Raw genomic sequence first — 6811 nt, forward strand, 5'->3', positions numbered from 1 at the left:
TCCCGACGTTCGTAAGGGGCGACGCCAATGCCATCGCCGGGTCCAACTTCATGTTCTTCGATCTCTCTACTGGAGAGCTGACTGGGCTGTTCGTACTCGATGGCGACAGGAAGCATGGCGTAACTGGGAAAAACATCGACGTGATCAGCCTTAACGGCAACGGTGCAGTGGTTTTTCACGACGAGAACAGTGCCTACTCGCAGTCGTCCAGCCTGATCTGGAGTATGGCCGCTGGACCAATCATCGTGCGAGGTGGTAATTTCACTGATGCCACCTGGGGGAAGTACAGCGTGGATCAGCTTGGTCCCACCGTCAACCGTCAGCGCATCTGCCTGGGCCTGCACAGCAGCGGCGACTATATCCTTGCCTACCGCGCCTCGATCAACCTTACGGACTTGGCCGGGTACATGAAGTCGCTGGGTTGCACGGACGCGATCGCCGGGGATGGCGGCGGCTCTGCGCAGTTGTACCTGGAAGACCGCAACACCCTGTTCGGCAGTGATGCCCGTTCGGTACACGTCATTCCGGTCGCGCTGACCAGCTACAGCTACATCAGCAGCATTGCCTGATTCTCTCTGGTTCCACGGTTGCGCCTGTGCCCTCAAAGGGCACAGGCGCGACTCTCATTACCATGCTAAACACTGCTTTCATGTCCCCCGTTCACCGCCGTTGGCTCACCGCCAGCCTGCTCAACTCTTTGGTGGCGCTACCCGTTCACGCACAAAGCGGTGACGCAGCTGCACGTACCCTGAGCTTCGACAGCCTCATGTACGCGATGTTTGCCAGCCCCTACCCGGACTTGAGCCGGAACTTCACTACGGGCACGCCCCAGGCCGCAAGCAACCTGCTGCGCTTGCGGCTCCCGCCCCCAGCACCAAGCGGCTACAAACTGCTGGGTACCTGGACGACCACACAGGCACTTGTCGAGCGGGCGGTCCGCCAGGACGACACCCGCTCCCCAGCCGCCCTGCTGCTGTACACTCGTTCCACTCCTCGACCACCGGCCAGCGCTGAACAGGGCACGGCCATTGCGATTCTCGTAGGGCGATGGTCGGGTACACCTGCCGCCCTTGCCTCTTACGAAGGGCAACTTGACCGTGCGTCCTTCAACCGCCGCTCCTGGGCAACGGGAACAATTTTCAGCTCTTGCAACGCTGTGAACATCGTCGTGGAGGATTACCCGCTGCTTCGGCGCGCTGTGCATCGCTCCTGCGAAGCGCAGTACCGAACGCAAGACACTTTCCTTAAAGTCAATGTGGTGAATCTGGACGAGCAACGGGCCGTGATGGAATTGCAGCGCGCCGCAGCCGCCTTCGGACTTGTCGGCGGAAAGTAAATTAGAAGGGGCATCCTCAATCCCTGACAAACGCCGTTTGGGGCTGAGAAGCTACGGACGACGTTCTGCCGCTTATCTCGGTTGGCACATTGACCACCACGTCCTCTGCATTCTGAGGAGGACGGCTTGTCTAAGAACGTCTCGTCATCGAGCAAAAGCATTCCTCGTCACCCGAAAGCTAGAAACGGCCCCCTCAGACGCTCCCCAGCCAGGCTCAGCCAAGCCCCAAACGGGGTCCTACGATTGCAACAACAAATCGGGCACACTAAGTACAAGGAAATTAACGTTTAGACTTAGGTATGGCTCGACCTGCTCGCCGTATCGATATTTCTCTAGAAGACGACCTGTTGCTGCGAGAACTGGAAACCAATCCCCATACGCACCCAAAACTCCGTCTACGAGCAAGTATCCTGCGCCTCCATCGACAAGGCTGGACTATTCCGCAACTGTCAGAGCACTTTGCCCGGAACCGGCAAGCCATCCACAACGATTTGACGCGTTTTGAGCAACATGGTGTAGCAGGATTGGCCGACAGTTTTCCTCCTGGTCAACCCTGCCGAGTGACCTCTGAGATTGAGCAGTTTCTCCACGAGAAACTGCGTGAAGAGCGCTTTTGGAGTGCCCCTCTGATCTGCGAAGCTGTCGAGAAGCAATTCGCCGTTTCCTTGACCTCACGTGCCATGGTTAACCACCTCAGGCGTCTTGGCTATAGCTGGAAGCGAGCCAGGTACTCTCCAGCGAAGAAACTCGATCCTGAAGTCATGGAAGAGCATCGAGCGTCTCTAGAGACGCTAAAAAGGGGGCATTGGACGGCAGATTGACGCTTACTGATCCATGCCTAAATCAGTAGCGAGGCAGTGAAGGGGGTCCCTTTGATGAACGCCAGAGGCAAGGCTATGCGCCGAATCCGCTGCCAGCCCACCGTCAGCCGCTTCTTCAACTCACCGACCGACATCGCACAGAAGTTGCCCACGACATTCCGCTTCAGATCCGCCCAGATCAATTCAATGGGATTCAACTCGGGGGCATACGGCGGCAAATACACCAACGACAGGCGTTCGTGCAGTTGCACGAACGCCTGGACTGCTTTCGCCCGGTGGATCATGGCGCGGTCCAGCACCACCACGACCTCGCCGGCCACGTGACGCAGGACATGCTCCAGGAACTCCACGACCTGCGGTGAACGCACCGCGCCGCGGTGCGTGTGCTGGAGAAACTGTCCGCCCGTGGTGATGGCCCCAATCACGGACAGATGCTCCCAGCGAAGCCTGGTGGGGATGATCGGGGTCTGCCCGCACCGTCCCCAGGTGCGCACCTTCGTCGTTTTCAGGCTGAACCCGCTCTCGTCGAGGAACACCAACGTGGCCCCCTCAGCGACCTTTTTTTCCCAGCGCCTCTCCCTGGACGCGGACCCAGGTGGCGATGTCGTCTTCGTTGCGTTCCACGGCCCGCACCGCGGGCCGCTGATACGAGAAGCCCCAGCGTCGGAGCTTCCGGGAGAGGTGCGCGCGGTCCAGCCAGACCCCGTACTTCATACCAATGACCTGACGGATTTTCGGAATGGTCCAGCCATGGGTGTCGAAGCCCTGCGCGCGCGGGTCGCCGTCGAGGATCGCCCCGATCTCGTCTTGTTGGGCTGCGGTGAGGCGTTCGGGGCGTCCGGTGGCGCGGGAAGCGCGCAGCGCTTCCTCGCCGTCACGTCGGAGCCGGGCACGCCAGGCGCGGATGGTGACTTCAGCGACCCCGAACTGCTGCGCCAGATCAAGGGTGGTGCGGCTGGGGTCGTTCAGTGCGGGTTGAGCGGCGAGCCGCCGTTCTTCCTGTTGGGCACGGGTGAGGCGGCTGGGCCGCCAGGGGGAAACGGTCACACCCTACGATACAGATTTAGGCACGGATCAGTAAATATCTCGATCAGACGGGCCTCTCTTTGATGTTGTCAATCGGAGCAACCTGGTTCAAGCGAGGCTCGGGAAAGCAGTTTGAGATCCCCACGCGTTGGGGATCTTCTGGTCGGATCAACCTGATCGGGACCTACAGCTTCCACGGCACAGAAGAACAACTGGAAGTTCGCGAATTGTCCGGCTCCTGCAACGGGGAGCAGGTGATTGCCTACCTTGAAACTTTGGCTCTCCAAACCGTCCCAGACCAGATGACCGTGGTGGTGCTGGACAACGCTCCCTTTCACAAGGGAGCGAAACTGCGGGAAAAGGCGGCTGAGTGGGAGAAGAAGGGACTCTATCTGCGTTACCTGCCACCCTACGCCCCGATGCTTAACCTGATTGAAGAGGTCTGGCGGAAGCTCAAAGGCATACTGATGCCACGACGCTGCTACAACTCGGTGAATGAACTTCGCGAGGCGCTCCTCACTGGCCTAAAGGTCCTGGAGACACGGTTTATCTAAATATTAATTTCTTTGTACTTAAGTGCCGAATTGCACTCTGGCATCGGTACTTCCTCCGCTGTGAGGTGAGGTGTACGCTGCGGTTGCCCTACAACACGCACCCACGGCGGCTGGCCCTCCCGTGGAAGTACCGTCACTGCCGATTCCCGGCACTTTTTCAGGGAGGCTCCATGCAGCAGCGCTGGACCATCGACGAACTCATCGACACCTGGACGCTGCTGCCCACCGAGACCGACCTGCTGCGGAACAAGACCGGCCCCACCCGCTTGGGCTTCGCCGTCATGCTCAAGGCCTTCCAGCACGAGGGCCGTTTCCCCTACAACACCCATGAGGTGCCCGAAGCCGTCGTCGAGTACGTCGCCCGGCAGGTCGGCGTGGCGACCGACGAGTACCGGGACTTCAACTGGCGCAGCCGCAACAGCAGCTACCAGCGTCAGGACATCCGGGCGTTCTGTGGGTTCCGCGAGTTCACCACCGAGGATGCGGGCACGCTGACGGACTGGCTGAGCCAGTCCGTTGTTCCGCACGAGACCCGCTCCGGGGCTGTGACCGAAGCTGCTCTGCGCTGGCTCCGCGAAAACGGGATCGAGCCCCCCAGCCCCGGGCGGCTCCAGCGGTTCGTGGACGCGGCGGAACGGCACTATGACCTGCGCCTGTGCCAGACCATCCACAACCGCTTGAGTACCGAACACCGGGCAGGGCTGGAGGCGCTGCTGAGGCCGACGGCGCTGGAGGAAGACCAGCCGGAAGACCACGAGGGCCAAGGCCCTCGTAGTTCAGCCCTGCAAAACCTGCGGACCAACTCGGAGAAACGCGGCGTGGAGAGCGTGGAAGAGCAGATCGAGAAGCTCCGCCTGCTCCGTCGGTTGCAGCTCCCCCAGGCCCTCTTCGCGGACGTGGCCCCCCACGTCCTGACCCGTTACCGCGAGCGGGCCTCCAATGAGTCCCCCAGCCACTTTCGTGCCCAGACCCCGTCCGTGCGTCTCACGCTGCTCGCGGCCTTCTGCGTCGCCCGCATGACAGAACTGACCGACGCCCTGGTCACGCATCTGGTGGACATGGTCCACCACATCAACGTTAAGGCCGAGCGGCGGGTGGAGCGGAACTTCGTGGCCGAGTTCCGGCGGGTCCACAACAAGGACCGCATTCTGGAGCGGTTGCTGGAGGCCGCACTGGGCAATCCCGACGGCACAGTGCGCGAGGTGCTGTTCCCCGTCGTGGACGAGCAGACCCTGCGTGATCTGTTACGCGAGTACAAGGAGAAGGGAGGCTTCCGGCAGCAGGTCCACACCATCGTGCGCGGCACCTACCGCAGCCACTACCGCCGGATGATCCCCTGGCTGCTCACCGAGCTGTCGTTCCGGTCCAACAATCACCGGCATCAGCCGGTGATTGACGCCCTGGGCCTGCTGGGGCGATATGTGGACAGCAACGCGAGAATCTATCCGTACGAGGAACACATCCCGGTCGGTGGCGTGATCGACCGGAACATCCGTGACCTGATTCTCGAACGGGGGCCGGATGGTGGAATGCGGGTCAACCGCGTGAATTACGAGCTGTGCGTCCTGTCCGCGCTGCGGGACGCTTTGCGGTCCCGCGAAATCTGGGTGATCGGGGCCGACAAGTACCGCGACCCCGACAAGGACCTGCCCCAGGACTTCGAAGCCAGGAAAGAAAGCTACTTCCAGGCGCTCAGACAGCCGCAGGAGGTGGATACCTTCGTGCAGGGTCTGGAGCAGCAGCTCAAGGACGCCCTGGTGATGCTGCACGACGGCCTGCCGAAGAATCCCGGCGTGCGGGTGGTCGCGCGGGACGGGGGCCGCTTCGTGGTCACGCCCCTGACCCGGCAGCCGGACCCGCCCTTCTACGACACGGTGAAGGGTGAGGTGGGGCGGCAGTTCTGGAACACCCAGTTGCTCGATGTCCTGGTCGAGGTGGACCGGCGTGCGGGGATTACCCCGCACTTCAAGAGCTTCATGACGCGCGAGAACATGCCCCGTGACCAGCTCCAGCAGCGCTTGCTGCTGTGCCTGTACGGCCTGGGGACGAACACAGGACTGAAGCGGGTGGCCGCCGGGCAGGACGGGGTCGGGTACTCGGACCTGAAGTACGTCCGGCGGCACTACATCCACCGTGACGCGCTGCGGGCGGCGAACGCCGCAGTCGTGAACGCCACGCTGGCCGCGCGCCGCCCGGACATCTGGGGCGAGGGGACCACCAGTTGCGCCAGTGATGCCAAGAAATACGCCGCCTGGGACGGGAACCTGCGGACGCAGCGGTCCATCCGGTACGGCGGGGATGGGGTGATGATCTACTGGCACGTCGAGAGACGTGCCAGTTGCATCTACTCCAGCATGAAGTCCTGCTCCTCTTCAGAAGTGGCGGCCATGATCGAGGGGGTCCTGCGCCACTGCACCTCGCTGTCTGTCGAGAAGAACTATGTAGACACCCACGGGCAGAGCGAGCCGGGCTTCGCCTTCACCCACCTGCTGGGGTTCAAACTGATGCCCCGTCTGGCGGACATCGCCCATCAGCGGCTGTACCTGCCGAATATGGCGTTCGCGGCTCAGGTGCCGAACTTGGCCGCTGTGCAGGCACAGCGGTCGATCCGCTGGGACCTCATCCGGCAGCAGTACGAGCCGATGGTCAAGTACGCGACGGCACTGCGTCTGGGGCTGGCCGACCCCGAGGCCATCCTGCAACGCTTCACCCGGGCCAACGCCCAGCACCCGACCTACGCAGCCCTGTGCGAACTGGGGAAGGTGCTGCGGACCATCTTCGTCTGCGAGTACCTGCACCGGGAGGAGGTGCGCCGGGAGATTCACGAGGGGCTGAACGTCATTGAAACTTGGAATGGCACGACCAACTTCATCTTCTTCGGCAAGGGCGGGGAGATCAGCACCAACAACCTCGAAGCGCAGGAAATCTCCATGCTGGCGCTGCAACTGCTGCAAAACAGCCTGGTGTACGTCAACACCCTGATGATCCAGCGAGTGCTGGGCAGCGAGACGTGGCGGCAGCGGATGACCGCCGAGGACTGGCGTGCCCTGTCGCCCCTGATGCACCACCACATC

6 protein-coding genes are annotated in these 6811 nt (G+C 61.9%); 5 read left to right on the top strand and 1 reads right to left on the bottom strand.

Features of this window, described 5'->3' with window-relative positions:
* From K7W41_RS23000 to K7W41_RS23010, 3 genes are all read left to right on the top strand, one after another.
* Positions 1-569 (top strand): phosphodiester glycosidase family protein (locus K7W41_RS23000; protein WP_224612865.1); only part of this gene is annotated, 569 nt, incomplete at its 5' end.
* A gap of 80 nt (positions 570-649) precedes the next feature.
* Positions 650-1336, top strand: a complete 687-nt coding sequence (locus K7W41_RS23005; protein ID WP_146160796.1) for a hypothetical protein — start codon at positions 650-652, stop codon at positions 1334-1336.
* Between the two features lie 299 nt (positions 1337-1635).
* On the top strand, positions 1636-2157 hold the full coding sequence (locus K7W41_RS23010) for a winged helix-turn-helix domain-containing protein (protein WP_224612866.1): 522 nt from the start codon (positions 1636-1638) through the stop codon (positions 2155-2157).
* 17 nt (positions 2158-2174) lie between these two features.
* Here K7W41_RS23010 and K7W41_RS23015 read toward each other — a convergent pair.
* A protein-coding gene (locus K7W41_RS23015) for an IS630 family transposase (protein ID WP_224612867.1) occupies positions 2175-3204 on the bottom strand; the annotation gives its coding sequence in 2 pieces (ribosomal slippage) (positions 2175-2723 and positions 2725-3204; 1029 coding nt in all).
* A 62-nt stretch (positions 3205-3266) separates the two neighbouring features.
* On the opposite strand from K7W41_RS23015, the gene K7W41_RS23020 reads away from it, so the two are divergent.
* Positions 3267-3737, top strand: a complete 471-nt coding sequence (locus tag K7W41_RS23020) for an IS630 family transposase (RefSeq protein ID WP_263490051.1) — start codon at positions 3267-3269, stop codon at positions 3735-3737.
* Positions 3738-3907: 170 nt separating this feature from the next.
* The coding region (locus tag K7W41_RS23025) for a Tn3 family transposase (RefSeq protein ID WP_224612868.1) at positions 3908-6811 on the top strand (2904 nt) is incomplete at its 3' end.

Origin of the sequence: Deinococcus multiflagellatus (assembly GCF_020166415.1) — a bacterium.
GTDB classification, from domain to species: Bacteria; Deinococcota; Deinococci; order Deinococcales; family Deinococcaceae; genus Deinococcus; species Deinococcus multiflagellatus.

What these genes read in the sequence shown, in the direction of transcription:
- K7W41_RS23005 (WP_146160796.1), top strand. Translation starts at nt 650, where the DNA reads ATGTCCCCCGTTCACCGCCGTTGGCTCACCGCCAGCCTGCTCAACTCT.
- K7W41_RS23010 (WP_224612866.1), top strand. Translation starts at nt 1,636, where the DNA reads ATGGCTCGACCTGCTCGCCGTATCGATATTTCTCTAGAAGACGACCTG.
- K7W41_RS23020 (WP_263490051.1), top strand. Translation starts at nt 3,267, where the DNA reads ATGTTGTCAATCGGAGCAACCTGGTTCAAGCGAGGCTCGGGAAAGCAG.